The organism is Bacillus sp. PK6-013 (assembly GCF_054161445.1).
Map to the genome: position 1 here is coordinate 1975604 of NZ_CP096417.1, position 26544 is coordinate 2002147.

Annotated in this window: 32 protein-coding genes; 27 read left to right on the top strand and 5 right to left on the bottom strand. The window is 46.6% G+C overall.

The window, feature by feature from the left end:
* Window position 1: 1 nt before the first annotated feature.
* The 10 genes from M1E03_RS10040 (at window position 2) to M1E03_RS10085 (ending at window position 8571) form a co-directional block, all read left to right on the top strand.
* Window positions 2-481, top strand: coding sequence for a glutathione peroxidase (locus M1E03_RS10040; protein ID WP_020451887.1), 480 nt, complete (start codon window positions 2-4; stop codon window positions 479-481).
* Window positions 469-1140: an HD domain-containing protein gene (locus M1E03_RS10045; RefSeq protein WP_195536690.1), complete on the top strand. Its 672-nt coding sequence runs from the start codon at window positions 469-471 to the stop codon at window positions 1138-1140. Before M1E03_RS10040 ends, M1E03_RS10045 begins: the two co-directional genes overlap by 13 nt.
* Window positions 1141-1170: 30 nt before the next feature.
* The gene (locus tag M1E03_RS10050; RefSeq protein WP_096748197.1) at window positions 1171-2307 is read left to right on the top strand and encodes a conserved virulence factor C family protein; all 1137 of its coding nucleotides are present in this window, start codon (window positions 1171-1173) and stop codon (window positions 2305-2307) included.
* Between the two features lie 343 nt (window positions 2308-2650).
* Complete coding sequence (ilvD, locus tag M1E03_RS10055) at window positions 2651-4327, top strand: dihydroxy-acid dehydratase (RefSeq protein ID WP_020451884.1); 1677 nt, start codon at window positions 2651-2653, stop codon at window positions 4325-4327.
* Window positions 4328-4415: 88 nt separating this feature from the next.
* Window positions 4416-4850, top strand: coding sequence for a BrxA/BrxB family bacilliredoxin (locus M1E03_RS10060; protein WP_020451883.1), 435 nt, complete (start codon window positions 4416-4418; stop codon window positions 4848-4850).
* 36 nt (window positions 4851-4886) lie between these two features.
* Window positions 4887-5657 (top strand): class I SAM-dependent methyltransferase, encoded by a 771-nt coding sequence (locus tag M1E03_RS10065; protein WP_458110764.1) that lies wholly within the window; start codon window positions 4887-4889, stop codon window positions 5655-5657.
* A 272-nt stretch (window positions 5658-5929) separates the two neighbouring features.
* The gene (locus tag M1E03_RS10070) at window positions 5930-6532 is read left to right on the top strand and encodes a YpjP family protein (protein WP_023857393.1); all 603 of its coding nucleotides are present in this window, start codon (window positions 5930-5932) and stop codon (window positions 6530-6532) included.
* Between the two features lie 15 nt (window positions 6533-6547).
* Window positions 6548-7087 carry a phosphatidylglycerophosphatase A family protein gene (locus tag M1E03_RS10075; RefSeq protein WP_025811261.1) on the top strand — a complete coding sequence of 180 codons (540 nt, stop codon included), beginning with the start codon at window positions 6548-6550 and terminating at the stop codon, window positions 7085-7087.
* A gap of 357 nt (window positions 7088-7444) precedes the next feature.
* Window positions 7445-7933: a dihydrofolate reductase gene (locus tag M1E03_RS10080; protein WP_212110764.1), complete on the top strand. Its 489-nt coding sequence runs from the start codon at window positions 7445-7447 to the stop codon at window positions 7931-7933.
* Between the two features lie 14 nt (window positions 7934-7947).
* Window positions 7948-8571, top strand: coding sequence for a hypothetical protein (locus M1E03_RS10085; protein WP_025811262.1), 624 nt, complete (start codon window positions 7948-7950; stop codon window positions 8569-8571).
* A 40-nt stretch (window positions 8572-8611) separates the two neighbouring features.
* On the opposite strand, the gene trhA is transcribed toward M1E03_RS10085, so the two are convergent.
* Both trhA and M1E03_RS10095 read right to left on the bottom strand, forming a co-directional pair.
* Entirely contained in the window at window positions 8612-9253 is a 642-nt protein-coding gene (gene trhA, locus M1E03_RS10090; protein WP_020451876.1) for a PAQR family membrane homeostasis protein TrhA, read from the bottom strand.
* Between the two features lie 15 nt (window positions 9254-9268).
* Window positions 9269-10270, bottom strand: a complete 1002-nt coding sequence (locus M1E03_RS10095; RefSeq protein ID WP_212110765.1) for a sigma 54-interacting transcriptional regulator — start codon at window positions 10268-10270, stop codon at window positions 9269-9271.
* 232 nt (window positions 10271-10502) lie between these two features.
* Between M1E03_RS10095 and ilvA the strand changes: the two genes are divergently transcribed.
* From ilvA to ypmT, 7 genes are all read left to right on the top strand, one after another.
* A complete protein-coding gene (gene ilvA, locus M1E03_RS10100; RefSeq protein ID WP_020451874.1) occupies window positions 10503-11771 on the top strand; it encodes a threonine ammonia-lyase IlvA in 1269 nt (422 codons plus the stop codon).
* Window positions 11772-11863: 92 nt separating this feature from the next.
* Window positions 11864-12115: a YpmP family protein gene (locus tag M1E03_RS10105; RefSeq protein WP_020451873.1), complete on the top strand. Its 252-nt coding sequence runs from the start codon at window positions 11864-11866 to the stop codon at window positions 12113-12115.
* Between the two features lie 150 nt (window positions 12116-12265).
* Window positions 12266-13108, top strand: coding sequence for a DegV family protein (locus tag M1E03_RS10110; RefSeq protein ID WP_151253415.1), 843 nt, complete (start codon window positions 12266-12268; stop codon window positions 13106-13108).
* Window positions 13109-13125: 17 nt separating this feature from the next.
* Window positions 13126-13707, top strand: coding sequence for an SCO family protein (locus M1E03_RS10115; RefSeq protein WP_328056189.1), 582 nt, complete (start codon window positions 13126-13128; stop codon window positions 13705-13707).
* 140 nt (window positions 13708-13847) lie between these two features.
* Entirely contained in the window at window positions 13848-14600 is a 753-nt protein-coding gene (locus M1E03_RS10120; protein ID WP_212110767.1) for an SGNH/GDSL hydrolase family protein, read from the top strand.
* Between the two features lie 9 nt (window positions 14601-14609).
* Window positions 14610-15182 (top strand): YpmS family protein, encoded by a 573-nt coding sequence (locus M1E03_RS10125; protein WP_020451869.1) that lies wholly within the window; start codon window positions 14610-14612, stop codon window positions 15180-15182.
* 31 nt (window positions 15183-15213) lie between these two features.
* Complete coding sequence (gene ypmT, locus M1E03_RS10130) at window positions 15214-15399, top strand: protein YpmT (protein ID WP_326131224.1); 186 nt, start codon at window positions 15214-15216, stop codon at window positions 15397-15399.
* A gap of 111 nt (window positions 15400-15510) precedes the next feature.
* On the opposite strand, the gene M1E03_RS10135 is transcribed toward ypmT, so the two are convergent.
* Complete coding sequence (locus M1E03_RS10135) at window positions 15511-16215, bottom strand: DUF4397 domain-containing protein (protein ID WP_105981028.1); 705 nt, start codon at window positions 16213-16215, stop codon at window positions 15511-15513.
* A gap of 96 nt (window positions 16216-16311) precedes the next feature.
* Here M1E03_RS10135 and M1E03_RS10140 point away from each other — a divergent pair, with 96 nt between their 5' ends.
* Window positions 16312-17643 carry an MATE family efflux transporter gene (locus tag M1E03_RS10140; protein ID WP_105981027.1) on the top strand — a complete coding sequence of 444 codons (1332 nt, stop codon included), beginning with the start codon at window positions 16312-16314 and terminating at the stop codon, window positions 17641-17643.
* Between the two features lie 135 nt (window positions 17644-17778).
* Window positions 17779-18867, top strand: coding sequence for a GGDEF domain-containing protein (locus M1E03_RS10145; protein WP_105981026.1), 1089 nt, complete (start codon window positions 17779-17781; stop codon window positions 18865-18867).
* Window positions 18868-18927: 60 nt separating this feature from the next.
* Here M1E03_RS10145 and M1E03_RS10150 read toward each other — a convergent pair whose 3' ends face one another.
* Both M1E03_RS10150 and M1E03_RS10155 read right to left on the bottom strand, forming a co-directional pair.
* The gene (locus M1E03_RS10150) at window positions 18928-19179 is read right to left on the bottom strand and encodes a hypothetical protein (protein ID WP_020451864.1); all 252 of its coding nucleotides are present in this window, start codon (window positions 19177-19179) and stop codon (window positions 18928-18930) included.
* A gap of 62 nt (window positions 19180-19241) precedes the next feature.
* The gene (locus M1E03_RS10155) at window positions 19242-19676 is read right to left on the bottom strand and encodes a MarR family transcriptional regulator (RefSeq protein WP_020451863.1); all 435 of its coding nucleotides are present in this window, start codon (window positions 19674-19676) and stop codon (window positions 19242-19244) included.
* Window positions 19677-20032: 356 nt separating this feature from the next.
* On the opposite strand from M1E03_RS10155, the gene msrA reads away from it, so the two are divergent.
* The 8 genes from msrA (at window position 20033) to M1E03_RS10195 (ending at window position 26536) form a co-directional block, all read left to right on the top strand.
* Window positions 20033-20578, top strand: coding sequence for a peptide-methionine (S)-S-oxide reductase MsrA (gene msrA, locus M1E03_RS10160; protein ID WP_075213126.1), 546 nt, complete (start codon window positions 20033-20035; stop codon window positions 20576-20578).
* A complete protein-coding gene (gene msrB / locus M1E03_RS10165) occupies window positions 20565-21005 on the top strand; it encodes a peptide-methionine (R)-S-oxide reductase MsrB (protein WP_458110765.1) in 441 nt (146 codons plus the stop codon). The genes msrA and msrB overlap by 14 nt, the downstream gene beginning before the upstream one ends.
* Before the next feature lie 349 nt (window positions 21006-21354).
* Window positions 21355-22122: a GNAT family N-acetyltransferase gene (locus tag M1E03_RS10170; RefSeq protein ID WP_095291666.1), complete on the top strand. Its 768-nt coding sequence runs from the start codon at window positions 21355-21357 to the stop codon at window positions 22120-22122.
* A gap of 80 nt (window positions 22123-22202) precedes the next feature.
* Window positions 22203-22331, top strand: coding sequence for a YjcZ family sporulation protein (locus tag M1E03_RS10175; protein ID WP_003182774.1), 129 nt, complete (start codon window positions 22203-22205; stop codon window positions 22329-22331).
* Window positions 22332-22470: 139 nt separating this feature from the next.
* Window positions 22471-23706 carry an MFS transporter gene (locus M1E03_RS10180; RefSeq protein ID WP_020451857.1) on the top strand — a complete coding sequence of 412 codons (1236 nt, stop codon included), beginning with the start codon at window positions 22471-22473 and terminating at the stop codon, window positions 23704-23706.
* Window positions 23707-23871: 165 nt separating this feature from the next.
* Window positions 23872-25212, top strand: a complete 1341-nt coding sequence (locus tag M1E03_RS10185; RefSeq protein ID WP_043054353.1) for an aspartate aminotransferase family protein — start codon at window positions 23872-23874, stop codon at window positions 25210-25212.
* Window positions 25209-25901 (top strand): CoA transferase subunit A, encoded by a 693-nt coding sequence (locus tag M1E03_RS10190; RefSeq protein WP_020451855.1) that lies wholly within the window; start codon window positions 25209-25211, stop codon window positions 25899-25901. The genes M1E03_RS10185 and M1E03_RS10190 overlap by 4 nt, the downstream gene beginning before the upstream one ends.
* Complete coding sequence (locus tag M1E03_RS10195; RefSeq protein WP_020451854.1) at window positions 25883-26536, top strand: 3-oxoacid CoA-transferase subunit B; 654 nt, start codon at window positions 25883-25885, stop codon at window positions 26534-26536. The genes M1E03_RS10190 and M1E03_RS10195 overlap by 19 nt, the downstream gene beginning before the upstream one ends.
* The last annotated feature ends 8 nt before the right edge of the window (window positions 26537-26544 follow it).

A 26544-nucleotide genomic window follows, 5' to 3' on the forward strand; every position in this document is an offset into this window, starting at 1 on the left:
CATGTCCATTTACGATATCAGCGTCAAGACGATTAAAGGCGAGGACACGACACTGCGGCCGTATAAAGGCAAAGTGCTTCTCATCGTCAACACGGCCTCAAAGTGCGGATTTACACCCCAATATCAACAGCTTCAAGACTTGTATGAAACATATAAAGACCGGGGGCTTGAGATTCTGGGCTTTCCCAGCAACCAATTCATGAATCAGGAGCCTGGCGATGAAAAAAGCATAGAAGAATTTTGCAGCGTAAACTACGGGGTCACGTTTCCGATGTTTTCGAAGGTGAATGTAAAAGGAGATCAAATCCACCCGCTGTTCCGCCACTTGACGAACAAGGCGAAGGGCATGCTTGGAACAAAAGCGGTCAAATGGAATTTCACAAAATTTCTCGTTGATCAAACCGGGGAGAACGTTGAGCGTTTTTCACCGCAAACCAATCCAAAGGAGATGGAGGAGGCCATTCAGAAATGGCTGGGCTGAATCAGGAACAAACAGAACAGATCCGCTTGATGTCCGAATGGGTAAGAAAAAAGCTCGCAGCCGAAGGGACAGGACATGACTGGCTGCATATCGAAAGGGTTCGGAACATAAGCCTTCAGATTGCAAAAGAAGAGGGTGCAGACCTGTTTGTGACCGAAGCTTCCGCCCTTCTCCACGATATGATTGATGTAAAGCTGGACGATGAACACCGGGTTCCGCTTGATGAGTTGAAAAGGCGCCTCTCAGAAGACTGGAAGGTCGATCCTGGAACGATTGACGGGATTCTTGCCATCATCACAAGAATGTCATTCAGAGACAGAGAAAAATATAAAGACGAACGCCTTTCAAAAGAAGGTATGGCAGTTCAGGATGCCGATCGGCTTGATGCGATCGGCGCCGTCGGGATCGCCAGGGCTTTGATGTATGCAGGGGCAAAGGGTCATCTCCTCTACGGGAGCGCCAATGCGCCTACTGCTGTCGGCCACTTTTACGAGAAGCTTCTCCTTTTAAAAGATTTGATGAATACAAAGACGGGAAGGATGCTCGCGGAAAAAAGGCATCAGCTGATGCTCGAATTTCTCGGCGAACTGGAAAATGAATGCGCCTTCTCCGGAGAAAGCCGCCTTGATAGATCAGGGCCGGGGGTTATGGTAGAATAAGACCGGATCTTTTAACAGAGGGGGACAATGATGAAAATTAAATCGATAGAACCGACACCGAGCCCGAATACAATGAAGGTGATTTTGACCGAAGAACTGCCGGGCGGAAAAAGCAATAATTATAAAAAGGACCATGCGGAAGGCGCGCCTCCCGTCATCCAAGAGGTTTTAAACATAGAGGGAGTAAAAGGCGTCTACCATGTGGCCGATTTTATCGCTGTCGAGCGCAATGCGAGATTTGACTGGAAAGACATCCTCCCTGCCGTGCGTGCTGCTTTCGGAATGGGCGAAGCCGAAGAGGCGGGGGGCCGTTCCGAAGAAAAAGAATCGTTTGGCGAAGTTAAAGTCTTCGTGCAAATGTTCAGCGGGATACCGATGCAGGTGAAATTGACCGACGGCGAGCGCGAGGAGCGCTTCGGCCTTCCAGAACGTTTCCAAGAAGCGATCTTGAAGCTTAAAACTGCGTCTTCCAACGTCGTGCTCGAACGGTCTTGGAAAGAGCAAGGCGTCAGATTCGGCGATTTTTCAGAAATCGGCCGTGAAGTAACGGAAGAGCTTGAGGCGGCTTACGATGAGGAGCGCCTGCGGAAGCTGACGGAATCAGCCGCATCAAGCGATGCTGAGGATAAACGCGCGGCTGTGCAGCGAAAGTCTTACCGGGTAACGCTTGAAATGATGGATGAGGAAGATTGGCAAAAACGCTATGCCCATCTTGAACAAATGGATCCGGATGAAAAGGACATTCCAGTACTCGAAAAAGCGCTCAATGACCCGAAAACATCGATCAGAAGACTTGCTGTCGTTTATTTGGGCATGATCGAAACGCCTGCGGTGCTTCCTCTTTTATATCAAGCACTCGAAGACAAAACGATCACGGTCAGAAGAACAGCCGGTGATTGTCTGTCAGACATCGGAAACCCGGAAGCGATTCCGGCAATGATCAAAGCGCTCAAGGACCCGAGCAAGCTTGTGCGCTGGAGAGCCGCCATGTTTCTGTACGAAGTCGGCGATGAGAGCGCGCTTCCCGCTTTAAAAGAAGCTGAAAACGATCCCGAATTTGAAGTCAGCCTTCAAGTCAAAATGGCGGTCGAACGGATCGAATACGGTGAAGAAGCGAAAGGCTCCGTATGGAAGCAAATGACGGAAAGCCGCAAAAAAGACGGCTGACAAGGACGCTGGAAACAGCGTCTTTTTTTATGCCTTAAGCTCTTCGCTCTGAAGCGGCGATCCATCCGGGAATTTTGAAAAAAGTCACGCGTCTTGTTATAAAATATCACTTTTTCTATAAAAATATTTCGAATATTGTTGAAAAACACGCTGAAAATATATATAGTAGTTAGCAATCATATGGAATGTGGAGGTTCTGATTCATGGGGAATGATTTACAGATGAAGATCAAAACAACCGTCATCTTGCGGATCAGTCCGGCAAGCGGTTAGCAGACAGTTTTTTAAAACTGAATATTCAGAAAATATAGAATGTAAATACGAAGATGTTTAGGAGGATCACGATGACAGGTTTACGCAGTGACATGATTACAAAAGGGATCGACAGAGCGCCGCACCGCAGTTTGCTGCGCGCGGCTGGGGTAAAAGAAGAGGACTTCGGCAAACCGTTTATTGCCGTTTGCAACTCATATATCGATATCGTACCGGGTCATGTCCATTTGCAGGAGTTTGGAAAAATCGTCAAAGAGGCGATCAGAGAGGCCGGCGGTGTTCCGTTTGAATTTAATACAATCGGGGTCGACGACGGAATTGCGATGGGGCACATCGGAATGAGATATTCTCTTCCGAGCCGCGAAATCATCGCCGATTCAGTGGAAACGGTTGTATCAGCGCACTGGTTTGACGGAATGGTATGTATTCCAAACTGCGATAAAATCACTCCGGGTATGATCATGGCAGCAATGCGGATCAATATTCCGACCGTGTTTGTCAGCGGGGGGCCGATGGAAGCGGGAAGAACGAGCGACGGACGGAAAATCTCGCTTTCCTCTGTATTTGAAGGCGTTGGCGCTTATCAATCAGGCAAAATCGATGAGAAAGGGCTTGAGGAGCTTGAACAGTTCGGCTGTCCGACATGCGGATCATGCTCGGGCATGTTCACGGCCAACTCGATGAACTGCCTTTCTGAAGCTCTTGGCATCGCCATGCCGGGCAACGGCACCATTTTGGCGACATCGCCCGACCGCAGGGAATTTGCCAAACAGTCGGCCCGCCAGCTGATGGAGTTGATCAAGTCGGATATTAAACCGCGCGACATCGTGACCGAAAAAGCGATCGACAACGCGTTCGCTTTAGACATGGCGCTCGGCGGATCAACGAATACGATCCTTCATACGCTTGCGATCGCCAATGAAGCGGGGGTCGACTACTCGCTTGAACGGATCAATGAGGTAGCGGCAAGGGTTCCGCATTTATCAAAGCTTGCGCCGGCTTCCGATGTGTTTATTGAAGATTTGCATGAAGCTGGAGGCGTATCAGCAGTCTTAAACGAGCTGTCGAAAAAAGAAGGCGCGCTTCACTTGGATACGCTGACCGTAACGGGAAAAACGCTTGGCGAAAATATTGCCGGGCGCGAAGTGAAAGATTACGAGGTCATTCATCCGATCGATCAGCCGTTTTCAGAGCAAGGCGGACTCGCCGTCCTGTTCGGCAACCTGGCGCCTGACGGTGCGATCATTAAAACCGGCGGCGTCCAAGACGGGATTACCCGCCATGAAGGACCTGCGGTTGTCTTTGACTCACAGGAAGAAGCGCTTGACGGCATCATCAACCGTAAAGTTAAAGCGGGAGATGTCGTCATCATCCGCTATGAAGGTCCTAAAGGCGGACCGGGAATGCCTGAAATGCTTGCACCGACTTCGCAGATCGTCGGAATGGGCCTCGGTCCGAAAGTTGCTTTAATTACCGACGGCCGCTTTTCCGGAGCCTCCCGCGGTCTTTCGATCGGCCACGTTTCGCCGGAAGCAGCCGAAGGCGGCCCGCTTGCTTTCGTAGAAAACGGCGACCATATCATTGTTGATATCGAAAAGCGGATTTTAAACATCGAAATCTCCGATGAAGAGTGGGAAAAAAGAAAAGCAAACTGGCCCGGATTTGAACCGAAAGTGAAAACGGGCTATCTCGCCCGGTATTCAAAGCTGGTGACATCTGCCAATACCGGCGGCATTATGAAAATCTAGCGGTTTTTTCGCCCGGTGTTTGAAATTCAGCCCCCGCTGTAGTATCCTTGACATCAGTAGTCAAGGTTTATAGAGGGGGCTTTTTAATATGTCAACAGCTTATGAAGAATACATGCGCCAGCTCGTTCTTCCGATGCGTCAGGAATTGGTGCAGGCCGGCTTTAAAGAGTTATCGACCGCGGAAGAAGTTGAGACATTCATGGAAGGTGCAGAAGGCACGACTTTCGTCGTCGTCAATTCAGTCTGCGGATGTGCCGCAGGGCTGGCGAGACCGGCAGCCGTTCAGGCCGTCTCCGGAAGCGAAAACGGGCCTGATGAGACCGTTACAGTCTTTGCCGGACAGGACCGCGAAGCAACGGCGAAAATGAGGGAATACTTCGAAGGATATGAACCGTCTTCACCTTCAATGGCACTGCTGAAAGGCAAAAAAGTCGTTCATTTCATTCCTCGTGAACAGATTGAAGGCCGTGAAATGACGGAGATTATGAAAAACATCACGGACGCTTTTGAAAAACATTGCTAAAATGCCCTTTGAAGGGCATTTTTTACGGAGAAGAACATGATTGTCACAACAAGCTACAGACCGACTGAAAACACGGTTTTAACGGCGGGAAAAATCAGCCGGACGCTCGGCGCCCGCTTTTCCGAACGGAGAAAACGGCCGATTCGCCAAATCCGGGAGACAGAGCAGGAAGATGTTCTCGTGGTTGGAAAAGAGCGCTTCGAGCTGTATCATTCAGAAGGCGAAAAGTTCTTTTTCCACCCGAACTCTGCGATGTTCCGGGCGAAGCGCATGTTAAGAGGCGAACCGGATCCTTTTGTCGAAGCTGCACAAGTTGAACCGGGAGACAAGCTGCTCGATTGTACGCTCGGCCTTGGATCAGACGCCATCATTGCAAGCCTTGCCGCTGGCGAACAAGGCGAGGTGTGCGGAATTGAAAAAAGCCCGCTCCTCGCTTTTCTTGTCGAGGCGGGGCTTCAATCGTGGGAGACAGGCCTTGACGCTTTGGATCAGGCGATGAAAAGGATTCGGGTTCATTCCGGCGACAGCTTTGAATATCTGCTGGAGCTTGATGATGATTCAGCAGATATCGTCTACTTTGACCCGATGTTTGATGATGGAATCGAAGAATCAAGCGGCATCGCCCCTTTAAGAAAGTGGGCGCATTCCGAGTTTACGCTTGACGGTGCTTTAAATGAAGCCCTTCGGGTCGCCAGAAAAAGAGTGGTCCTGAAAGACCACTGGAAAAGTCCGCGCTTCGAAAAATACGGATTTCGCGTAAAAAAACGCAAAACGGCCCTGTTTCATTACGGTGTTCTCGAAAAATGAAATCCCAAGGCATATACCTTGGGATTTTTTAATCTGCGATTTCCATGACGATAAAATAAGCGAGGGTAATCAATGAAGCGGTTATAAAAAGACCTTCAATCATGAACGATCACTCCCAATTTTGGAATTTTCATCTTTGATTGTAAACGTTTTATCGCCAAAAGAAAAGGCGTTTTGTTTATTTGCACCGTCACTTTATGAATGACTGAAAATTCAACCTATGATAGAATAAGAGAAAACGAGAAAGCGATCCAAAAGGGGACTAACCAGTCATGAAGATGTGGATGAGAAAAGCGCTTGTCACATTATTTACAATTGCAACGTTCGGCCTTGTATCTCCTCCTGCGGCATTAATGGCGGACAAGCCGCAGGAGCATCAGAGCATGAAAGAATCCGGGTATACAGCTGTTTATCAAAAGCAGGAAGAGCCCGAACTTGAAGAAGACGGCGAATCCAAATCTTCATTTGACAGCTACAAGGATGAACTGCTCAATGAAGCAGAAGATCTGTCATTCGTAAAATTCGGCAGCAGGATATCGCCGGTCATCGAAGACGAGTACAGGGAAGAAGTGCTTCCAAAGGTCGAGGAGATCATCGTCAGCCATCTCATGACAATGCAGGACAATGACGCTTACCAGGATCTTGTCATTTCCAAAACGCCGACGGCGGGGAAGTCGGAGAGAATCTTCCACGTTTACAACCGGAAAACGGGGGAGGATGTGCTGAGGTTCCATGTGCGCAGGGACAAGCCGCCGCATAAAGGGTACTGGTTTAACTTTCATTATCATACTGCCGAAGACGGCTTTCAAAAACATCACGATCTCGGAAGCATATACTGGGACCGCAATACACCGCCTAACTGGATGAGCCACTAAAGGAGATTGATGCAGATGAAGAAGTATACGATGAATGAAATGGTGCACTTAACGAAAAATATGCTGAATGAGCGCGGGGTTACGATTGAGGATATTGCACTGATCGTACAAAAGCTGCAGGAAAAATACCATCCTGATCTGTCGCTTGCTGTATGCGTTGAGAATGTCGAAAAGGTCTTAAACAAAAGGGAAATCGTTCATGCCGTGTTAACGGGGATAGCGCTTGACCAGCTTGCCGAGAAAAAGCTATTGCCTGAACCGCTTCAATATTTGGTCGAAACGGATGAACCCCTTTACGGGATCGACGAGATTATTCCGCTTTCCATCGTAAACGTCTACGGTTCGATCGGCTTGACGAACTTCGGCTATCTGGATAAAGAAAAGTTCGGCATCATTAAAGAACTGGACGACTGTCCGGACGATGAGGTTCACACGTTCCTTGATGATATCGTCGCTGCCTTGGCGGCAGCTGCTGCAAGCCGAATTGCCCATTCGCATCAGGATCTTGAGGATGAAGAGAGAACAGACGGACAGAGCGTTGCGAAAAGCCGTTGAAAGACCTCGCCCTCCCCGCCATCAGGCGGGGTTTTTTTATGCCGATATTTTATGTCTTTTCCCGAAAAATGTCTTGTTTTCGAAAGGTTAAACAAGATACACTACAAAAGGATGAAAAAAATGAAACATCATGCGGATATATCCCGTCATATGTTAGAGAACCGGAATTGAACAAAACGGGGAATGACACCAATGCATTCGGGCGGCCTGATCAGAATGAAAACCTCGAAGAAAGGTTTCCTCTCATCACAGCTTTAACCTCCATCTTCATGCATCATGTTCACAGATGATCACACAAAGAGATGAGCATCATCCGGCATTATTTCGCTACAAACATCATAAGGGGGCTTTAAATTAATGATTTCATTGATTACCGCCATGGACAGAAACCGCCTGATCGGCAAAGATAATGATCTGCCATGGCATCTGCCGCAGGATTTGAAGTATTTTAAAGAGGTGACGAAAGGACACGCCGTGATCATGGGGAGAAAGACGTTTGAATCCATCGGCAAACCTTTGCCTCACCGGGAGAACATCATCGTTACATCCAATAAAGAACTGGATATTCCGAATTGTCAGATGATGCACTCGGCAGAAGAAGCGGTGCAGTTTGCGAAAAACAAAAACGAAGAATGTTTTGTCATCGGCGGTTCAACACTGTACGCGGAGATTCTGCCTTTTGCGGACAAGCTGTATGTGACAAAAATCGATGAAACCTTTGAAGGGGACCGGTATTTTCCTGAATTCAGCGAAGCTGAGTGGGAAATCGTTTCGAGGCGGAAAGGCCTGAAAGATGACAAAAATCCATATGACTACGAATTCCTCGTTTATCAAAGAAAAGGATAGAGGAGAGGATTTTCATGTTTCGCTATTGTTTTTTATGGATGTATTCGGCCTATATGTTCATCAAGCATATCAAGCTCCTGCAGGCGCTACAGACACTTGACCCGCGCCTTTCGTACGCCAATCAGATGGAAGCTGTCTTTGATAAGCCGAAAGCTTTTTTACGGGGGTGCATCGGCTTAACCGGTTCGACCGTTTCCATCCATCAGAACGGAAGATCCCCGGCTGGCCCCGTCCTTTACGTGCATCCAAAGCTCGGCCTGTCAGAGCTCGCCGTGCTGCTCGGACACCTTGATAAAACGGCTTCGTTTTTTGCTGATCCGCGCGCCTTTCGTTATCCGCTGCTCAGCGGCTGGCTCAATAAAATGGCCGCGGTCAAAAAAAGCGCCGACAAGGAAGCATCACTTGAAAAAGTGGAAGAGATCGTCAGGAAAGGCCAAAGCTTTATTCTGTCTGAAGATGACGGGCTCGATTACAAATCTTTATCCAAAAAGCTCGGCATTCCGATCGTTGCAGTCGAAACAGCCGGTACGGAAGACATGAAGAAAGGCAAGTTGTTCAAGAGGCTGAGACCTGCTGATATCGACTTGACGATCCACCCGGCATACGTCCTGACCGAAAACAAACAGCTTCGGGCATAAAAAAACCAGGCTTCCTTTATGGGAGCCTGGTTTTCGCCGTTTATGATATAAACGGCACCTTTGCCACGTAGAAAAGCACGCAGAAAAACATGGAGGCGCTGCCGCCGAGTACGAAGGTGTGCCAAATCGCATGATGATACGGGATCTTTCTCCATAAATAAAAGATCGTTCCGACAGAATACAATATTCCCCCTAAGAGCAGCAGGGCGAATCCTTCTCCGGTCAAGGCCGTATAAAGCGGCTTGATCGCAATAATCGCCATCCAGCCCATCACAAGATACACCAGCGTGCTGACCACGATAAATCGTTTCACAAAAAAGATTTTAAATACAACTCCGCCAATCGCAAGTCCCCAGACGACCGCAAGCATTGTGTAGCCGAGCGTGCCTTTCAAAGGTCCGAGGAGCAGCGGTGTGTATGTACCCGCAATCAGTACGTAGATGGCTGAGTGATCGATGATCTCAAGAATATCTTTTGTTTTTTGGTGCTGAATGCTGTGCAGAAGGGTCGAACTTAAATACAGGAACAGCATGGAAGCGCCGAAAATCGAAAAGCTGACAACATCCACCGGACTTCCATAGCGAATCGCAAATATCACCAAAAATACGATGGCGGGTATGGAGAGGAGAACGCCGAGCCCATGGGTAATTGCATTCGCAATTTCTTCTTTAATCGTGTACATACCAAGACACCCTTTCTATTCTTGAATAATGTGATGCTTTAAAGAGCTTAAAAAGCGGAGGCCTTCAAGCGTGATTTTTGTCCCGGCTCTTCCGCGGCCCTTTGTAATAAACTCTCTTTTTTCCAAATAATCCAACCTGCTGCGCACTTGCTGGGGGGTAAGCTCCGACTTGCCGTTTTTGCTCAGTTCAGACAGAACTCTGCGGCTGGCAGGCTCTCCTTTTTCATTTAATTGCTTGACTGCATCGAGCAAAAACGCAAACTCCTCTTTTTCCATTAAAGTCAGTGATGTTGAAGCCGTTTTTTTATCTTTTGGCTTCTTCTTTTCGATTTGTTCTCTTAACGCCGGCGGAGTGTCGTAAAGCTGAATCGTTTTCCCGTCTGAGACGGTTTTCATATAATCCGTCATGTTTTTGAGTTCTCTGACGTTCCCCTCAAACTCATGCTGCTCTAAAGCCTTCCAAACGACCGGTTCGACATATATGTCATGATCCCCGCTTTTTAAAAAATGATGCACGAGAAGGGGGATGTCGCTTCGCCGTTCAGCAAGGGGGGGAAGCGGAAGGTCGAGCACATTGAGCCTGTAGTACAAATCCTTGCGGAATTCGCTGCTTTCAATCCGTTCACCGAGCGGCACGCTTGAGGTGACAATCAGTCTTTTTGGCATCCCTTTTTCAATGGCTGCCAAAAGCTTGCCCTGGAGAGGCAAGGAAAGCCCCCACACTTCGTCGAGAAACAAGGTTCCGGATTCATTCATCTCTGAAAGAAAAAAGTCTTCAGTCGCTTCATCTTCATTCAGCGTGCTGCAGCTTACGTGTGTGAAGGGATCATGGTTGAAAGATGATCCGGAATGAATGGCTTTGGCGAACAGCTCTTTGCCTGTGCCTGTTTCTCCATGAATCAGAATCGGATGGGAAGAGGCTGCAAATTGTATCGCTCTGTTTTTCGTTTGCAAAAAGGAATCGCATTCCCCGATCAGCTCGGAGAACCCTATGGATGGGTACGTGTGTTTAATCATGGCGGATCTCCTTTTGGTTCTAATTGGTTCTATTATAACACCCAATTAGAACAAATAAAGAGTTTTTTGAAAAAAAGTATATTTGGCTGCACATTAAGAATCGAAAAGAACTCCGTATATATTGAGAAAGTGTATAATATTCTGTAAATAACAAAGAATTGCCCTTTAAATTTTGAATATTCATGATATAATGGCGTATTAAATAAAGCTTTATACAGAAAGGATCTTATACATGAAACCGTTGCTTAAAGAAAACTCTCTCATCCAAGTCAAAGACATTTTAAAAGCCCATCAAAATGTAAAAGACGTTGTCATTCATACCCCCCTCCAAAAAAATGAGAGGCTCTCCGAGAGGTACGATTGCAACGTATATTTAAAAAGAGAAGACCTGCAGGTTGTCCGCTCTTTTAAACTGAGAGGCGCCTATTATAAAATGAAGCAGCTTTCAAAAGAAACGACGAAAAACGGGGTCGTCTGCGCCAGTGCAGGAAACCATGCGCAGGGGGTCGCTTTTTCCTGTAAACATCTCGGTATTCACGGAAAGATTTTTATGCCGTCGACGACTCCGAGGCAAAAAATTTCTCAAGTCGAATTGTTCGGCAAGGAATACATCGAGATCATCCTGACAGGCGACACGTTCGATGATGCATATCAAAGCGCAGTCGCTTGCTGCGAGGAAGAAAAACGGGCATTTATCCACCCGTTTGACGATCCTGCCGTCATGGCCGGACAGGGAACGGTTGCGGTCGAAATCTTAAACGATATCGAAACAGAACCCCATTATTTATTTGCAAGTGTAGGCGGCGGCGGCCTGCTTTCAGGAGTGGGAACCTACATGAAAAACGTGTCCCCGGATACAAAGCTGATCGCGGTTGAGCCCAAAGGCGCGCCGGCTCTATTTGAATCAAACAAAAAAGGCGAAGTCGTGACCCTCGAGAAAATCGATAAATTTGTAGACGGAGCCGCCGTGCAAAAAATCGGCGAAGAGACATTTAAAACGCTTGAAACCGTTGTAGATGATATTTTGCTCGTTCCCGAAGGAAAGGTATGCACCGCGATTCTTGAGCTGTACAACCAATGCGCGATTGTCGCCGAGCCTGCGGGAGCGCTGCCGATCGCCGCTTTAGACCTTTACAGGGATGAAATCAAAGGAAAGAATGTCGTATGCATTGTGAGCGGAGGAAACAACGATATCGGCAGAATGCAGGAAATCAAAGACAGATCGATGATGTATGAAGGACTCCAGCATTATTTCATCGTGAACTTCCCGCAAAGGGCGGGAGCTTTGCGCGAATTTCTAGATGAAGTGCTCGGGCCGACCGATGATATCACCCGGTTTGAATATACGAAGAAAAATAATAAAAGCAGCGGCCCTGCGCTCGTCGGCATCGAATTGAAGCAGCGCGAAGACTACGAGCCGCTGATTGCGAGAATGGACCGCAAAGGCTTCCGCTATGTCGAAGTGAATAAAGATGAAGGCCTCTTTCATTTGCTGATTTAAGAAATTTTTTTGAAAACACGCATAAATCAAAGACAACGGCTCCTGAGATTATGTATAATAAAGAAAATATCTCATAAATGAGGATTGATAGCTTGTTACTTAAAAGCCTGGAGTTCAAACGTTCGGATGGACAGAAGGTGAAGGTGACGGAAATACCCCTGCTGAAGGAGGACGACCCGCATTTTTTTATGGCCAGTCTGAGGCTCGAAATCTTTTTAAAGACACTCTATTGCTCAAAGCGGAAAAAAAACGTCTACTCCTTTAGGGACTACTTAAAGAGAGCATTGAAATGGCAGGATTACCTCGCCATTTATCAAGAGGAAGAATTGAAGCATAATGCATAAGAATTGATAGCATTCTTTGCCGGCCCATGAAGACAGCCAAATCCGCTTGGAAAAGGGCGGAAGACGGCATTCGGCCGGCAAAGAATTTTTCATGCCGAATTTGGCCTCACTAGGAAATTCACCATTTGAACCGACAGGATGTGAAGGGAATTGCCAAGCATTAAAATTGTAACGGACTCAACAGCTGACTTGAGCGAAGAACTGCTCAGAGAATATCATATTTCCGTTCTCCCGCTCTCGATATCAATCGACGGCATTGTTTACAGAGACAGGTTCGATATTCAGCCGGACGAATTTATTGAGAAAATGGAGAGCGCCGCAGAACTCCCGAAAAGTTCACAGCCGCCTTTAGGCGCTTTTATCGAACTGTACGAAGAGCTGACCGCTGACGGAAGCGAAGTGATCAGCATTCATCTCTCAAGCCAATTGAGCGGGACATACCAGACGGCTGTAAGCGCTTCAAACATGGTCGACGGGAATATTACGGTGATTGATTCCATGTATATTTCAAAAGGCCTCGGCTTTCAGGTCGTACGAGCCGCCTTGCTGGCCGAAGAGGGAATGACAGCCGAAGCGATTGTAAAAGACTTGGAGAACTTGCGCGACCGGACATCCCTCTATGTGACAATTGATCATTTTGATAACTTGATCAAAGGCGGCCGCATCGGGAAAGGAAAAGCGCTGATCGGCTCTTTGCTCAAGGTTAAGCCGATCGCGAGGCTTGAGGACGGAATCTATACGCCTGAAAAAAATGTCAGGAGCACCAGTCAGCTTATCCGTTATTTAACGGGTCAATTTCTTTCCGCGGTGAAGGGAAGGACGGTGCAAGCGATCGGAATCGCCCATGCCGATGCACTCGACCTTGCTCATAGGCTGAAAGACTCTTTGCTTGAACATATCCCGGGAATCGATATTGATATTGCGTACACAACGCCGATTATCTCTGTTCATACCGGAAAAGGAGCGATCGGTTTTACTTTTTACACCGATTGAAAAAGGGGATGTAAGGATTGAAAAACGTTTTTGGCATTTTCCTTGCAGGTATTCTCACAGTGTTTCTTTCGTCCTGCGGAACTAGCAAGATTGAAAATTCTTTAAACTATGACGTACAATCTTTTTCTTTTCAAAATCAAGATGGGAAAACCGTGTCTCTTGAAAGTTTAAAAGGCCAGGTGTGGGTGGCCGACTTTATATTTACGAACTGTAAAACGATCTGTCCGCCGATGACTTCACATATGGCTGAACTGCAAAAACGAATGGAAGAGGAAAACCTGCAGGCCCGCATCGTCTCATTCAGCGTTGACCCCGAAAATGACACGCCGGAAAAGTTGAAAAAATTTGCGGCCAACTATCCGCTCAATTTTCAAAACTGGGATTTTTTAACCGGATACTCGCAGGAGGAAATCGAAAAATTTGCGCTGAAAAGCTTTAAATCAATCGTGAAAAAACCTGAAGATGAGGATCAGGTGATTCACCAATCGTCATTTTATCTAGTCGATCAAAACGGCAAAGTCGTCAAGGATTATGACGGTGCAAAAAATACGCCGTACGATGAAATCATCGCCGATATTAAGACGCTGGAAAACCGTTGATAAAAACGGGCGGCCTGCCGCTGAAGCCTGCTTCCTGACCACCGGAAACAGGCTTTTTTTTACACCTGTCAAATCATTTTCAAAAGAATTAAAACATGGTACACTTTTTTTTAGGTATCTAGAAGGAAGGGGCATCATTTTTGAACATACGGTTTATAACAGTCATGATGGCCCTCGTCTGTCTGCTTTCAGCCTGTACGGAATGGAAGGCGGGCGTTGAAAAAACATCGGTCTCCCCTAAGCGCGATATCGTGATTGCAGCAGTGGGCGATTCTCTGACAGAGGGGGTAGGCGATCAAGAGAAGAAAGGCTATGTCGGCATGGTGGCCGACGAGCTTGAAAACCGGAGCGATGTGAAGTCCGTAACGGTCAAAAATTATGCCGTTAAAGGCTCCCGGACTGATCAGCTGCTTGAAAGATTAAAAGAAAAAGAAGTACAAGAGGGCCTGAAAGATGCAGACTACATTTTGTTTACAATCGGGGGCAACGACCTGATGAAAGTCGTCCGCCAAAACTTCGCGCACTTAACGCTCACACCTTTCCGCGTTGAACAAAAACTGTTTGAAAAGCGGTTTTCGAATATTTTAGCGGAAATCAGAGAGCAAAACGCCAGCGCTGAATTGATTTATGTCAGTATGTATAATCCGTTTAAGTTTACGCTGTCTGAACTGAGGGAAATTGACCAAGTCGTAGACGAATGGAATGAAGGAGCAGAAAAAAGGCTGAAAAAGGTCTCCAATACGAAAATGGCAAATATCGCTGATATTTTTGAGGAATACAGCGATGAAAAGAAGATTGCAAAAGATGAGTTTCATCCTAATCAATACGGGTATTCTTTAATAGCGAAACGCGTTTACGAACAAATTAAAAACGAAGACCCCCAAGCAGAATAAGGTGAAAAAATGAAGAAATGGAAGAACTTATTTTTAATTTTAGCAGCAGTCAACGTCATCATACTTGCCGGGATTTTCATTCTCGTATTCATGCCCGGCGGTCAAAAGGAACCGTCGCGGCCGACTCCGAGCGAATACCAATTGAACGTGACGAGCACGAAAGAATCATTGGCCGCATTCATCAACACATATTTGGAGAAGGAGTCTTCGCCGGATCTTGACTATCAAATCGAAATCGACGATGAATTCCACATCGTCGGTGCGATCCGCGCCTTTTCCTCGACAGTCGATGCGAGGGTGTCCTTTCGGCCGACAGTGGAAAAAAACGGAGATGTGGTTCTTGACGTGACGAGATTTTCGATCGGCAAGTTAAATGTTCCGATATCGATGGTGCTGAACTACATGGATCAATTTTATGATCTTCCTGATTTTGTACACGTTCGTTCGGATGCTAAAGAAATTCAAGTCCGTCTGTCAGAGATGCCGCTTAAAAACGGAATGTATGTGAAAGCAAAAGACATTGATTTAGAAAAAGATCAAATCGAATTTGTTTATTATCAGCCTGCACAAACAGATTCATAGATCGTGCGGCGGGATTTACAGGGGTGAACATATGGAACGTATCTACACATATTTCAGCTTGCTGTCTATGTTGTTTTCACTGTACTTCGGCGGCCTGGCCGCCTTCAGTTTCATCGATGAAAACATGGACAAGATGTATTTGAACATCGGGTATTGTGCGTTGTTTTTAAGCATTATGATTTTTACCCTAGATGCGAAAAAACATAAAAAAAACTGACCATCACAATCAATAATTGCCGGCAAAATCCTAAAACATGAGACCGTTTTAGGATTTTGTTGTCCATGCTTCAGCAGACTGTAAAAGAGACATCAGGTCTCTTTTTTTTCGCTATGAAGGGGGAGCTTTGGCAGGAAACGGCGCCGTTTTTATTGTGAGAGAAGGGGAGCCGTTGACGAAACCGAGGCCATACAAAGTTGTGGATTTCCCGGCGTGAAGCGTGATTTTCGGAACCTTCAGCAGGACCGCTGTTGAACCGGCGGCCTTTACCTCCATGTCGATTTTCTGTGAACGCACCTGGATGTACCGCGTGACCGTTTGAAAGGGGACACCTGAAAACAGGACAGGTCCGTTTTGCACTGCAAAGTCAAGAGCCGGAGAGTCCGGTGATAAATGAACGAAACGGATGCTGCGGCTTTCCGGATCAGCCGCAGGCCGGTCATACATTCCGACGGGAATGAGCTTTGCAGCTGTGCCTGTAACGGCAACCGTGCAGTACCCGCCGTGGATCAGGTGATACTGTACCGACAGCAAGGGACCGTGCGCCCTGCCTCTTTGAAAAACATCGATTTGAATACGGCCGGCAGGAAACCGGACATAAGAAGATAAATCTGTATAGGAGATGTTTTGAAAAACGGATATGCCGTTTATGAATACGTCGAGATTGTCGGTGTGAGGAGCAGCGTGGAGCAGTCTGATCATCGCTGCTTTTCCGCCGTTTCGAAAATAAAAGGGCGCCTCTACAGGCGGAAGATGGTAGCAGTTCCTCCGAAAACCCTCCGCCGTTTGCCGGGCATCATGATCTGTAGAGAACATTTTGTCACGCCCCTTTGCATGCTTTCTGACATTATATGAGGCTGAGAAGCGATCGGTCACATCGCGATCAAGACGACAGATGAAAAGGAGTAAACAATGAAAACGGATTTTACATACGGAAATGTGTTTAAACAGCTGGTCTTTTTTTCCGGCCCGATCATTTTAGCCAATCTTTTGCAGATTTCATTTCAATTCGTCGATAGCTTGTGGGTCGGAAATCTGCTCGGAGCAAAAGCACTCGGTGCTGCGGCCGTCTCGGGGACGGTTTTCTTTACGGTGCTGTCGTTCGTATTGGGCGTCAACAATGCGGCGCTGACGATTCTTGCGCAGCAGAAAGGAAAAAGGGATAAGAAGGGACTTGCTTCATATATCAACGCGTTTGTTGTTCTGATGACAGCGATGAGCGTATTGCTCGGGGTTATCGGCTATTTTTTCACAGAGCCTCTGCTCTCGCTTCTTCAAACGCCCGGAAATATGATGGATTTGGCTGCAAGCTATTTGAGCATTCATTTTATCGGGATTATATTTTTATTCGGCTATAATTTCATCAGTACAGTGTTAAGGGCGGTCGGCGACAGTCAAACACCTTTGCGTTTCGTCCTCTTGGCCGTCATCCTGAACCTGTTCATGGATCCGCTGTTTATCTCGGTATTCAACCTCGGAATTGCCGGAGCGGCCTATGCAACCGTCGTTTCCCAAGGGATTGCTTTCATTTACGGTGTGGTCTATACGGTGAGAAAGCGGCTTGTTCCATTTTCAAAGCCCGCGCTTCCGTCTCTGGAAGAGACGTCCGTCATTTTGAAGCTCGGAGTGCCTGCCGGCTTGCAAATGATGGTGATTTCAGGCGGCTCGATGGCGATTATGAGCGTTGTCAATTCATTTGGAGAACGTGTCGTGTCAGGGTTTGGCGCGGTACAGCGGCTTGACAGCCTGCTGATACTCCCGGCGATGGCCATCGGCACGGCTGTCAACAGTATGGCTGGCCAAACCGTCGGCAGCGGCGATATGGAGCGTACGAAAAAAATCGCTCACTACGGCGTCATTTATGTTCTGCTGTTTATGGCTGTCGTCAGCACCGCGATATTTCTGACAGGCTATCATGCGGTCAGGCTGTTTATTTCGGAAGCCGATTCAGCTGCATTCGGGGAAGAATATTTAAAAACGATTGCTTTTTTCTATCCGTTTATCGGGATTAACTTTGTGTTAAACGGTGTTGTAAGGGCAGCCGGCGCGATGTTTCAAATTTTGGTGCTGAATGTGATTTCTTTTTGGGTTTTGCGCTATCCGTTTACATACTTATTTTCAAAGTGGCTTGGAGATAACGGCATAGCGGTTGGCATTGGAATGAGCTTTATGCTGAGCAGCCTGACCGCGTTTTTATATTACCGCTACGGGAAGTGGAAGCACCTCGTTTTATTTGAAAAATGAAAGAACAAGCTCCTGCGGCAAGCCCCGGAAGCGATTCCCGCCGGGCATCTGAAGCAAAGAAACAAAAATGCTGTTAACGTCTTAATAATTGACGATATATACAATATAAAATGAGTTTGGTGTTGGGGGCTTGTCATGTTTTTAATCGATTTATTTTTGAATTTGTGCATTTTAATTACTTCACTCTTTATCTACACTCAGCTAAAGTGGAATATTTTTTCCCGAAAAGCTACAAACAAACAACTTAATTGGATTGACGGCGTCATGGGAGGATTGCTCGGGAATGTGCTCATGTTCTTTTCGATCCAGGCAACCGATGAAACGATCGTTGATTTGCGTTATGTGCCCGTTATGATTTTGTTTCTATTTACGGGCGTCTTTCCGGCCTTTATTTGTTCTCTACTGATTATAGGAGGAAGATTTGTTTACGGGGGGAATATATCTTCGATTGCAGCGCTTACAGGAATGATCGCTATATTCATAGGATATTATCTCATCCTCAGGGTCATGGATAAAGACGCTGACACTTATCGAAAGACATTTGCTTTGGTTATTTTTGCTAATGTGGCGATTTCAATTGTGATCTTGATGCTCCTCCATGATTTCCATTTAGTGAAAATTTTAATGATATGGTTCTGGATTTTATCTACTATCGGCGGATTTACATCAGTATATGTCGTCTCATATTTAAAAAAATCTCATTTTCTGTTGAAAAAGTATGAAGAGGAATCGTCGCTTGATTATTTAACGGGATTGAATAATGTCCGCCATTTTGATGCGATATGGAATGCTCATATTTCAAACGCAAGGGAGAAGAACGAGAAACTGTCTTTGCTTATGATCGATATCGATTATTTCAAAAGGATTAATGATACATACGGACATTCAAATGGAGACGTGATTTTAAAAGAACTGGGAACGATTTTAAAAAAGTCAACACGTGCGGAAGATATCGTATCAAGAAACGGCGGAGAAGAGTTTTCGGTCATATTGCCGAACAGTTCTCATTCGCAGGCTGCAGAGATTGCTGAAAGGATACGCAAGGAAGTGGAGACACACACTTTTTCAATTTCTCATTCTAAAAAGATTCATATTACCGTTTCGATTGGGGTTGCGGCATTTCCGGAGGTCATTCGCAGTACGGACGAGTTGATTGAAAAAGCCGACCAATGTTTGTACAGGGCTAAACACCTTGGGAGAAACCGGGTGTGCGCCTCCGTTTGAATTCACGTTAAGCTGCACGAAAAAGGATAGATGAAACGATGTCCATCTATCCTGTCTTTGTTATGTTCGTTTATCGAATTCCGCAAGTTTGATAAAAGTCTTTTCGTCTTCAATTAATCCGCACGCGCCGCACTGCACTTTTATGGCGGGACCGCTGTAGGGCAGGTGAAATGGAGAAAGCTCGTCATCTGAATACGTTTCCATGATCTCCCCTGTTGCCGGATCAATCTTAACGGATGTCGGGGACTGTTCGATTAAGTTGAACCGTGTTCGGTTTGTTTTGCAGTTTGGACAAAGATAAGGAGCTGTCATATGTCAATACACCTCTTTTTTAATTAAGGTGCACAGATTCGGGCCAATTTATGAAAACCCGATTAGCGCTGTTCCCGTTTTTTGTCCAATTTGCTGAACAGTTCAATCAGCGTTTTCAGCTCTTCATCACTGAAGCTGCTGAACCGCTTGAAATAATATTCCGTTTTCTTTTCTTCAAAATATCTGATAATTTCTTTTCCCGCGTCTGTCAGATGGATTTTGATGATCCGTCTGTCTTCTTTTGACCGGACTCTCGTGATCCATCCTTTTTCAACCAACGCATCGGTTACAGCTGTGATATGGCTCGCAGAAACGCCTAAAATCGTTGCAAACTCCGTGACTTTCTTCGGACCTTGCTCACTCAGCAGGCGGAGAATCATGAATTCATTGCGGGACATCTCTTTTTCGAGCAGCTCATTTATCTCATCACGTATCTGTTTAAATACTGTGCGAAGCAGTGCTTCCATATCATACATCATTTGTTCTCTAACTTTCAAAATTTCGCCCCTCCATATAAGTAGCAAATTTCAGCTTTTTTTAAAAAGGAATGACCGAATCAGCATGAATATTATTTTTCATGAACATGATATCACTATGATACCATAATTTTCGTTTTTCAAGTGTATGTTTCAGAAGATTTTTAGTTCATTTGACCATCAATTGAACAACGGTCCATGACAATGATAGATGAATACTGCTGTTTCTTAGAATATAGTGATGGCAATGACATATTATTGTCATTTTTTCTTTTTAGGCAGCGGCTGATTTTGCGATGAGCGGGAGAGGGCTTAAAAATGAGCATGCTGTGATATAATGGTTCCCAACAAATGTTGAAAAGAAGGAGGCAGAACAGATGGCTGAAAAACGAGAACTCGCCACATTTGCCGGAGGCTGCTTTTGGTGTATGGTCAAGCCTTTTGACGAACAGCCGGGCATTATAAAAGTCGAATCCGGCTATACCGGCGGCCATACGGAAAATCCGACCTATGAAGAGGTTTGCAGCAATACAACGGGACATAGGGAAGCGGTGCAAATCACGTTTGATCCCGATGTCTTTCCATACGAAAAACTGCTGGAACTCTACTGGCAGCAAATCGATCCTACTGACAGCGGAGGACAATTCGCAGACCGCGGCGAGTCTTACCGGACAGCGATTTTTTTCCATAATAACAAGCAGCGGAAACTCGCTGAGGAATCGAAGAAAAAGCTTGAAGAAAGCGGCATCTTTAAAGATCCAATCGCGACCGACATTCTGGAAGCCGCGCCATTTTATCCGGCTGAAGAATATCATCAGGATTATCATAAAAAGCATCCTGATCGCTACACACAGTATCGGATCGGAAGCGGAAGAGAAGGATTTATACAACAGCATTGGGGGCGTAAGCATGGCGAACAATAAAGAAGAACGGCTGAAGCAGCTGACCCGGATGCAGTATGAAGTGACGCAGAAAAACGGGACGGAGCCTCCATTCCAAAACGAATACTGGGATCTGCACGAAGACGGAATCTATGTCGATATCGTGTCGGGAAAACCGCTGTTTTCATCGCTTGACAAATTTGACGCACACTGCGGCTGGCCAAGCTTCACAAAACCGGTCGATACCGGGGAGATCGAAGAAAAACTTGACACTTCACACGGCATGGTTCGGACTGAGGTGAGAAGCAAGTCTGCCGATTCCCATCTTGGACACGTGTTCCCGGACGGCCCCGGACCGGACGGCCTGCGTTATTGCATCAATTCAGCAGCCCTCCGTTTCGTGTCGAAGGATGACCTTGAGAAAGAAGGGTACGGCGAATATGCCAAGCTGTTTGAAGGGGAAAAATAGATCTTAAAGGCACTCGTCGTGTACCTTGGTATGATAAATAACCAATGGTTTGCCCTCTTTGCTCTCACAAAGCAGAGAGGGCTTTTTCATCTCCGAATTTGGAATTGAATACTCCGAGCTAGAAAGTCGAGTAGTTTCTATTGCTAAAGTAAAGCGGCATCAGACTGCCGTGAGGATACCCAGCATACAGAAAAATCTGTTAACATCCCACGAAATACAAACGAAGAAAGCTGAGAAAAACGGCATGTTCAGATGACTTTTTTCAAAAGGGCCATCTTTTTTAGAGGATTTTCTGCTCTGAAAGCGAAAAACAATATAATAGAACATCATGAGAAAAGAGGCAGCCGTTGTGACATCCATTTCAAACACAGAAGACCGTTATTTAATGCTGACATGCAGCAAAAAAGTTGAGTCGCATTATCATATATACACAGATGACCAGATCCCGCAAATGTTTTCATCTCATTTTCTGCAGCTGCAGGACGAATTTCCGCTGACAGAGCTGTACTCCCTGCTCGTTGGGGTACCCGATATTTTAAACCGAAATTATATTCATGTGAAAAGCTCTTTTAACCGCGATCTCCCTTCCACAATGAAAAAGTCGCTCTTTGATCTTGGATACATTCTTGATGAAGAATTGTTTTATTCGATCCGGCTTGCAGATTGGAAAGGAGTTTCCCCTGTGCGGACAGAATGGGGGACGAAGAAATCTCTCATTGACGGCTGCCGCATCATGCAGGCTTATGATTCGTTGTCGATCAATGAAGCGTTTGCGAAGGAAAAGCTGCTGCGCAAGTATCGTTTTTACGAGGAAGGCATCATCCAGCTGTGTGTCTGCTACTCGGAAGAAGGAGAACCGATTGGATGTGCCGAGCTTTATCTCGATCAGGACGAAAACGTTGCTAAAATCGAGGAAGTCGCCATTTTGGAGCCTTATCAGCGGAAAGGCTATGGATCGGGCCTTATCAAGCAGATGCTCGTCGCTGCCAAACAATCGAGCATGGAATCGTGCTATCTTGTGACTTCGGGAAGCGATCAGGTGAAAACGTTTTATGAAAAGCTGGGTTTTCAGCAGAAGGGAAAGCTTACGACGATATTTAAATATTTGTTCGAATAAAGTAGGCAGGTGCACATACCAATTGGGACTTGGCCTGCATAGGCTGGGGTGTAGACTTTATACGAAAGGATGATAAGCCTGTGCATTACTCCCATTATTGCTGTCCTACTGGAGGATACGGCTACGGGTTTCACGGCAGAAACACATTTGTGCTCATCGTTGTCCTCTTTATTTTGCTCATCATTGTCGGTGCGGCTTTCATTTGCTAGCTAAAAGCCCAACGCCCGGTCGCTTGACATGCTCACAAAGCCTTCCATCCGGAAGGTTTTTTTGTTTTTGTTGTAAAATTTTACATATATATGTAATATAATCATGAGGTGAAAATATCGGACAAACGGGGGAGAAACTTTGAAATATGCTTGGGTCATTAAAGGGGACTTTTTCAGACTGTGGTCTGGAACGTTTTTATCGCTCTTTAGTTCGGTTCTTTTCTATTATTCATTGGTATGGTGGTCTTTAGCTGAAACCGGAAGCGCCCTTTCGGGAAGCGTCGTGATCGGCATCGGGCTGACTGTCTCGATTTTGATATCGCCGTTTACAGGCTGGCTGTCCGACAGGTTTCACAGGGGGAAATTGATTGCGGCTTCAGATATGATCATTTCAACTGTATTTTTAATAATCGGATTTTTGGCGCTGTCAGGCATGAGTTCAGTTATGTTACTGGCGGTTGCAAGGGTGATTGTATCGGCATGTTTGACCGCAATCGAACCTGCTGCAAGATCGCTCTTGCCGGATACACTGAGGAAAGAACAAATTGAAAAAGGAATCGCATTTCAAGAAGTGATCACACAGCTTATCCAAGTGATCGTTCCGCTTGTCACAGGGGTTCTGTTTTCCTTTCTGCATTTCGGCTGGTTATGGGTGCTGTGCGGAAGCCTCTCCTTCCTATCCATCTTTTTGGAGTGGAGAATCAAAGATAAAAGGGGCAGCCAAAAGCGTATTCCTTTTACAAACAAACAATTGTTCAGCGGTTTTACAAGCTTGCTTCAAAATAAGCCGCTCAAGTATTTGTTGTATGGGACGAGCATACAGCAGCTTGTATTCAGCGGTTTTCCAATATATATCGTCATTTGGACCTCGCTATTATTAAAAGATCAGGCTTGGCTGGGCGGCGCTTTTCAATCATTTTGGGCGTGCGGGACGCTGTCTGCGGCGCTTTTCTTGTCTTTTATCGCAAAACCGGAGCACGCAAAAGCTGCTGTGCCCGCTTTAATGCTGATTTTCGGCCTGCTTTTGTCGCCTCTAGGCTGGATTAATCATGTCGTGCTCGGCGCCGCGATTTTGATCGTCATCGGAATGATCAGCGGCGTAGTCAACATCTATATTGAAGGTTACTTGCAAAGGGTAACGGAAGGTGAAAACAGAGGCAGATCGCTGGGCGCTTTTTTTGCGGTCAACAGCGCTTTTATGCCGCTCGGCTATGCGGCCGCGGGAATGTTGTCGGATGCTGTCAGTCCCGAATATTTATTCCTCATCGTCGCACTGCCCGCGCCGTTTGCTGCGTTTTCGATGATGAGATCATTTTATTTATGGGAAAAACAGACGAAGGAAACCGTTGCTTTGCAGGACAAAACGTCAATGTGAATAAGCGCGCTTGGAAAAATAAAAGGACATGTCCTTTTATTTTTTTGTTTACACTAACGGCGATCGCTCCGAAATCAACCATTTCACTTGAAAAGAGAATGCCGCCTTTTCCCCATTCATATAATGTAAAGAAAAACCTCTCATTGGGGAAGGGGGGATGTTTTCATGTCATTTTTGCTTAAGCCTGATTTGCACGCAAGCTATCCGGTCGTTCAGTATGCAAAAGGAAGCTGGATTGTCGACAATTCCGGAAAACGGTACCTTGACGGCTGTTCGGGGGCTGTTACCTGCAATCTCGGGCACGGTGTACAAGAAGTGATTGATTCTCTCAAAGAGCAGCTTGATTCCGTTTCATTTGTCTACCGTTCACAGTTTACGAGTGAACCGGCTGAACAGCTTGCCGAACTCCTTGCTGAATGGCTGCCGGGTGATCTGAATTGGTCTTTTTTTGTCAACAGCGGGTCGGAAGCTGTTGAAACCGCCATGAAAATCGCCGTTCAATACTGGCAGGAAAAAGGACAAAACGACAAAACGATTTTCCTTTCAAGATGGAACAGCTATCACGGAATTACAAACGGGGCCCTGTCGCTGTCGGGATTTTATGAGCGCCGCTACAGGTTTACGCACATGCTGCACAAGTATCCCGCCGCTTCTGCGCCAAACTGCTACAGATGCCGGCTTTCTCATCCCGACTGCCAGGAAGCGTGCGTGAAAGAAATCGAGCTCGCCATTAAAAGGATCGGCAAGCAGTTTATCGCGGGCTTCGTGGCCGAACCCGTCATCGGGGCTGCTGGAGCAGCCATAACAGCGCCCGATGGTTATTACAAAAAAGTAAAAAAGATTTGCGAAGAAAATGAAATTCTTTTTATTGCGGATGAAGTCATGAGTGGGATGGGAAGAACCGGCCGGTTGCTGGCGATTGAACATTGGGGTGTGACCCCGGATATTGCCGTACTCGGCAAGGGGATGAGCGCAGGGTATTCACCGATTGCCGCAGCTGTCATATCCGATGACATCATGGAAACGGTCAAAAACGGCTCAGGAGTCATCATGAGCGGACATACGTACAGCGCAAACCCTTTTTCAGCCCGTGCGGCGCTCGCTGTTCTCCGCTACATTCTGAAGCACGATCTTGTCAAACAAGCCAGGGTAAAAGGGGAAAAGCTGAAAAAGATGCTGAAAGAAGTCATGAAACAGTCGAGCATCATTGGCGACGTTCGGGGCAAGGGGCTTCTTATCGGGATTGAATTTGTCGCCGATCGAAAAAGCAAAAAGACATTTCCTTCATCAATGCCGGTGTCGGCTCTCGTCATTTCCGAAGCGAAAAAAAGAGGCCTGCTTCTTTATCCGTCCCAGGCGGGCATTGACGGCGGCGGGGGAGATGCGGTCATCATTGCGCCGCCCCTTACGATATCGGATCAAGAGCTGGAAGAACTTATTCATATATTTAAACATGCCGTACACGAGATTGAAAAACAAGCAGAAAAGGTGATACGCGAAAGATGACGGTCCTGAACAAACGAATTGCTGTTGAAGATGCGATTGCCGATTTGAAAGACGAAGCGACCGTCATGTTTGGCGGATTTGGGGGAGTCGGTTCACCGCCTTCTTTCATCAGTGCGATTTTGAAAAAAGGCGTAAAAAATTTAACGGTCATATGCAATGACGCAGGCTTTCCCGGCATCGGCATCGGGCCATTAATCGTCAATAACCGCGTAAGGCGGCTGATCGCTTCCCATATCGGATCAAATCCCGTTGCGGGAAAACAAATGACTGACGGTTTTCTCGCCGTTGAATTTTCACCGCAAGGGACGCTCGCGGAAAGAATCCGTGCGGGCGGCACAGGTCTTGGCGGCATTTTGACCGATATTGGGATCGATAATGACATGGTGCGTCAAGGAAAGAAGATCGTTTCTTTGAATGGTCGTGCATACCTTGCCGAAGAAGCGCTGAGTGCGGAATACGCTTTTATTTATGGGAAAACCGCCGATGAATTCGGCAATATCATCTACGACAAAACGGCGCGTAACATGAACCCGCTTATGGCGATGGCTGCTGATCGGACATTTGCCGAAGTGGAGCGGATCGTTCCCCTGGGAGAGCTGGATGAAGAAGAAATTGTAACACCCGGTGTTTTTGTCGAAGGTGTCGCTGAAACGGAAGGGGTGAACTGGAAATGGGTTTGGGAGTCATAGAGCGGGAGAGAATTGCAAAACGGGCGGCCCGCGAAATCAAAAGCGGAATGATTGTCAATCTGGGCATCGGCATTCCGTCTTTAGTTCCCAATTTTCTAGATCCGGGCACTTCCGTTATGATCCAATCTGAAAACGGGCTTCTCGGCATCGGCGAGTCGCCTGAAAAAGGAAGGGAAGATGAGAATCTTTGCAATGCGGCAGGCTGGCCTGTCACCGTAGTAAAAGGCGCTTCTTATTTTGATTCGGCTCTGTCGTTCGGCATGATCAGAAAGGGCGCGATTGATGTCACGATTCTTGGTTCTCTGCAGGTCAGCCAGTCAGGCGATCTGGCCAACTGGATCGTCCCTGGCAAAAAGGTTCCTGGAATGGGAGGGGCGATGGAGCTTGCCCAAAAGGCGAAAAAAGTCATTGTCGTGATGAGCCATACCGATAAAAACGGCGCACCCAAACTTGTCGCGGACTGCACTCTGCCACTGACTGCAAAAGGCTGCGTTGACATGGTGATTACAGAAAAAGCCGTGATCACCATTGACAGCGGCGGCTTTGTATTAAAAGAGCTGATGAATGAAGAGGATCTTGATGATGTGCTGCGGCTGACGGATGGAAAGGTCCGGATCGAACTGCCGCTTTCGTAAGAGGAGGA

Bases quoted from the DNA above. Each gene is read 5' to 3' on its own strand.
- ilvA (WP_020451874.1), top strand. From the start codon at position 10,503: ATGAAACCGTTGCTTAAAGAAAACTCTCTCATCCAAGTCAAAGACATT.
- ilvD (WP_020451884.1), top strand. From the start codon at position 2,651: ATGACAGGTTTACGCAGTGACATGATTACAAAAGGGATCGACAGAGCG.
- M1E03_RS10140 (WP_105981027.1), top strand. From the start codon at position 16,312: ATGAAAACGGATTTTACATACGGAAATGTGTTTAAACAGCTGGTCTTT.
- M1E03_RS10045 (WP_195536690.1), top strand. From the start codon at position 469: ATGGCTGGGCTGAATCAGGAACAAACAGAACAGATCCGCTTGATGTCC.
- msrB (WP_458110765.1), top strand. From the start codon at position 20,565: ATGGCGAACAATAAAGAAGAACGGCTGAAGCAGCTGACCCGGATGCAG.
- msrA (WP_075213126.1), top strand. From the start codon at position 20,033: ATGGCTGAAAAACGAGAACTCGCCACATTTGCCGGAGGCTGCTTTTGG.
- M1E03_RS10150 (WP_020451864.1), bottom strand. From the start codon at position 19,179: ATGACAGCTCCTTATCTTTGTCCAAACTGCAAAACAAACCGAACACGG.
- M1E03_RS10040 (WP_020451887.1), top strand. From the start codon at position 2: ATGTCCATTTACGATATCAGCGTCAAGACGATTAAAGGCGAGGACACG.
- ypmT (WP_326131224.1), top strand. From the start codon at position 15,214: ATGGAACGTATCTACACATATTTCAGCTTGCTGTCTATGTTGTTTTCA.
- M1E03_RS10125 (WP_020451869.1), top strand. From the start codon at position 14,610: ATGAAGAAATGGAAGAACTTATTTTTAATTTTAGCAGCAGTCAACGTC.
- M1E03_RS10195 (WP_020451854.1), top strand. From the start codon at position 25,883: ATGGGTTTGGGAGTCATAGAGCGGGAGAGAATTGCAAAACGGGCGGCC.
- M1E03_RS10185 (WP_043054353.1), top strand. From the start codon at position 23,872: ATGTCATTTTTGCTTAAGCCTGATTTGCACGCAAGCTATCCGGTCGTT.
- M1E03_RS10075 (WP_025811261.1), top strand. From the start codon at position 6,548: ATGAAGAAGTATACGATGAATGAAATGGTGCACTTAACGAAAAATATG.
- M1E03_RS10080 (WP_212110764.1), top strand. From the start codon at position 7,445: ATGATTTCATTGATTACCGCCATGGACAGAAACCGCCTGATCGGCAAA.
- trhA (WP_020451876.1), bottom strand. From the start codon at position 9,253: ATGTACACGATTAAAGAAGAAATTGCGAATGCAATTACCCATGGGCTC.
- M1E03_RS10085 (WP_025811262.1), top strand. From the start codon at position 7,948: ATGTTTCGCTATTGTTTTTTATGGATGTATTCGGCCTATATGTTCATC.
- M1E03_RS10065 (WP_458110764.1), top strand. From the start codon at position 4,887: ATGATTGTCACAACAAGCTACAGACCGACTGAAAACACGGTTTTAACG.
- M1E03_RS10070 (WP_023857393.1), top strand. From the start codon at position 5,930: ATGAAGATGTGGATGAGAAAAGCGCTTGTCACATTATTTACAATTGCA.
- M1E03_RS10095 (WP_212110765.1), bottom strand. From the start codon at position 10,270: ATGATTAAACACACGTACCCATCCATAGGGTTCTCCGAGCTGATCGGG.
- M1E03_RS10135 (WP_105981028.1), bottom strand. From the start codon at position 16,215: ATGTTCTCTACAGATCATGATGCCCGGCAAACGGCGGAGGGTTTTCGG.
- M1E03_RS10060 (WP_020451883.1), top strand. From the start codon at position 4,416: ATGTCAACAGCTTATGAAGAATACATGCGCCAGCTCGTTCTTCCGATG.
- M1E03_RS10145 (WP_105981026.1), top strand. From the start codon at position 17,779: ATGTTTTTAATCGATTTATTTTTGAATTTGTGCATTTTAATTACTTCA.
- M1E03_RS10190 (WP_020451855.1), top strand. From the start codon at position 25,209: ATGACGGTCCTGAACAAACGAATTGCTGTTGAAGATGCGATTGCCGAT.
- M1E03_RS10050 (WP_096748197.1), top strand. From the start codon at position 1,171: ATGAAAATTAAATCGATAGAACCGACACCGAGCCCGAATACAATGAAG.